The sequence below is a fragment of the Nostoc cf. edaphicum LEGE 07299 genome (assembly GCF_015207245.1).
In the GTDB taxonomy this organism is placed as follows: Bacteria; Cyanobacteriota; Cyanobacteriia; order Cyanobacteriales; family Nostocaceae; genus Nostoc; species Nostoc edaphicum_B.
In genome coordinates, this window is the sequence record NZ_JADEXF010000926.1 from 1 (window position 1) to 2750 (window position 2750).

A 2750-nucleotide genomic window follows, 5' to 3' on the forward strand; every position below is an offset into this window, starting at 1 on the left:
AAATCCACAGCTAGGTTTGCAATATTTCAACTACTTAGTTAATATTTCAACCCTAATGGTTTTTTGATAGTAACTTTTGTAACACAGTATAAACATCCTTCAGTGAATGTCATCTTTATAATTGGCATAGTCACATTTACATGGGTGCAAAAGTAATATCCTGACGATTTAGCAATTTTTTCTCAGGATTATTCAGGTATAAGTAGAACTAATAGATATCGGGAAAGTGATTAGCATTAACGGCGAAAATTCTCTCGGCACGGAGATAGAAGATGCGGATAAATTATCAAACACCCTCTCCGTGTACCTGCGTCGTCTTGTATGTCAGTCTTAAAGTGCCAATTTCAACTTGACGACTACTAACTAGTAGTCCAAGTTAAGGAAAGCCTGGTATGTAGTAAGCACTTCAGTGCTTAATATAAGGACTAAAGTCCTTACTACAAACTTATTTACACAGCATCGTTGACTTGACAGACCACTAACTAATAGTTGTACTCTGGCTTGATATCTCGCAACATCAGTTCATCAAGTGCTTGTCCGGGCGTGATTTCGCCTTGAAGTAACCGATAAACTTGCTCGGTAATTGGGACTGCGATGTTTTGTTGCTTGGCTCGTTGCATCAAAACTCGGCAAGTGTTCACTCCTTCAGCAGTTCCTTGTAAATTTGTGAGAGTTTCTGTAAGTGACTTACCACCAGCTAGCTGATAGCCGACTTGGTAATTGCGACTTAAGGGACTATTGCACGTTGCTAACAAATCTCCTAGACCCGATAAACCATAAAATGTTTCCGTCTTAGCACCCCAGTTGTTGCCGATGCGAACCATTTCTGTAAGTCCACGGGTTACTAAAGCAGCTTTGGCATTGGTTCCCAGTTGTAAACCATCGCACACACCAGCTGCGATCGCAATCACGTTTTTCAGTGTTCCCCCCAGTTCTACCCCCAAGGGGTCGGGATTCGTATATACCCGGAAACGATGAGAAGAAAATATTAACTGCACTACTTCCGCAGCCGTGGGAATGTTACTGGCTACCACCGTGGCTGCTGGTAATTCCATTTGAATTTCTTTTGACAAATTAGGCCCAGACAAAACAACCACCGCATGGTTAGGAAATATTGTTTGCCAAATTTGTGAAGGCGTGCAGGTAGTTTGGGGATCTAAGCCTTTCGTCGCCGTCACAAAAATTGTCTCTGGAGAAAGGGGGAAAGACTCAACTTGGGAAGCAACATCTCTCACACCAATCATTGAGATAGCAGACAGGACTATTTGGACATCTTTTAAAACTACTTGAAGAGTTTGGGAACCTTGACGCGACCATACACGCACCTGATGACCATTTGCAGCAGCGAGATTTGCTAGAGATGCACCCCAAGCACCTGCACCCAGAATTGCAACGGAAAGTTTTGTGTTGGAGTACATCTGCTCACTCATAATTCCTAATTCTTAACTCCTAACTTTTGAGCGTGGGTAGCGTTCCATCAATTCTCTAACTTGTTCAGCATGATATGAGCTTCTTGTCAATGGTGAAGAAACAACTTGTAAAAATCCGATTTTTTCGCCGAATGCCTTCCAGTCAGCAAATTGTTCTGGATTAACAAATTCATTTACCTGCAAGTGTTTTTGACTGGGTTGGAGATATTGCCCAATGGTCAAAATGTCGCAATCCACAGTTCGCAAGTCTTGCATGACTTGGCGAATTTCGGCATCAGTTTCACCGAGTCCAACCATGATGCCGGATTTGGTATATGTGCTAGGAGAAAGTTGGCGAGTGCGCTGCAATAATTCTAATGTGCGATCGTAGTTTCCTTGGGGACGCACCCGGCGATATAGGCGTGGAACAGTTTCGGTATTGTGGTTTAATACCTCTGGCGCAGCTTGTAGAATTAACTCCAGAGCATTCCAATTACCGCATAAGTCAGGAATTAGCACCTCAATTGTGGTGTTGGGTGAAACAGAGTTAACTGCATCAATACACGCCATAAACTGAGAAGCACCACCATCAAGCAAGTCATCTCGATTTACAGAAGTGATGACCACATGATTAAGGTTCAGGCGGCGAACAGCTTCCGCCAGTCGTGTAGGTTCTGTGGGGTCTAGCGGTTTGGGTTTTTTCTCAAAATCAATATCGCAGTAGGGACAAGCGCGTGTACAAGCCGGGCCCATAATCAAAAACGTAGCAGTCCCAGCGTTGAAGCATTCACCAATATTCGGACAGGACGCTTCCTCGCAAACTGTATTGAGGGCTAAATCCCGCAAAATTTCTTTAACGTTACCGATGCGCTCAAGCTGAGGTGCTTTCACCCGCAACCAGTCTGGTTTTACAGTCACAATCCGCTTTTACCACTAGAGTTATACAAATTTAATCCTAGCAAGCAAAGTCTTTGATGAAGCGATCGTATATAGATGTAATTCTGCTATTTGGTACAGGTTGTGATATTCTTAATTTACAATGCCATTTTTATGACGGGATGTGGCGCAGCTTGGTAGCGCACTTCGTTCGGGACGAAGGGGCCGCTGGTTCGAATCCAGTCATCCCGATTAGTTGCGGAGCGACAAATTATTTGTCAAATGCTCTCCTATGAACTTAAATATAGCTGACTTTCTTTGAGTTTAAGCAGTACCGCCCAAAGTCGTGTACTTAAAGGTTTTAATACCTAATAAGGATTTTAGTTGATTGCGATATTATCCCCCACAACTGAATCGAGTAAACCTGTTGTTTCAATCTCTAATAGGGATTTTAGTTGATTGCGA

General features: G+C 43.1%; 2 protein-coding genes and 1 tRNA gene. 1 reads left to right on the top strand and 2 read right to left on the bottom strand.

Annotation, left to right across the window (positions count from 1 at the left end):
• Window positions 1-482 precede the first annotated feature (482 nt).
• Entirely contained in the window at window positions 483-1418 is a 936-nt protein-coding gene (locus IQ229_RS22660; protein WP_194047617.1) for an NAD(P)H-dependent glycerol-3-phosphate dehydrogenase, read from the bottom strand.
• Between the two features lie 24 nt (window positions 1419-1442).
• Window positions 1443-2327 (bottom strand): lipoyl synthase, encoded by an 885-nt coding sequence (gene lipA / locus IQ229_RS22665; protein WP_194047615.1) that lies wholly within the window; start codon window positions 2325-2327, stop codon window positions 1443-1445.
• 136 nt (window positions 2328-2463) lie between these two features.
• Between lipA and IQ229_RS22670 the strand changes: the two genes are divergently transcribed.
• Window positions 2464-2537: transfer RNA gene (locus tag IQ229_RS22670), tRNA-Pro, on the top strand.
• The last annotated feature ends 213 nt before the right edge of the window (window positions 2538-2750 follow it).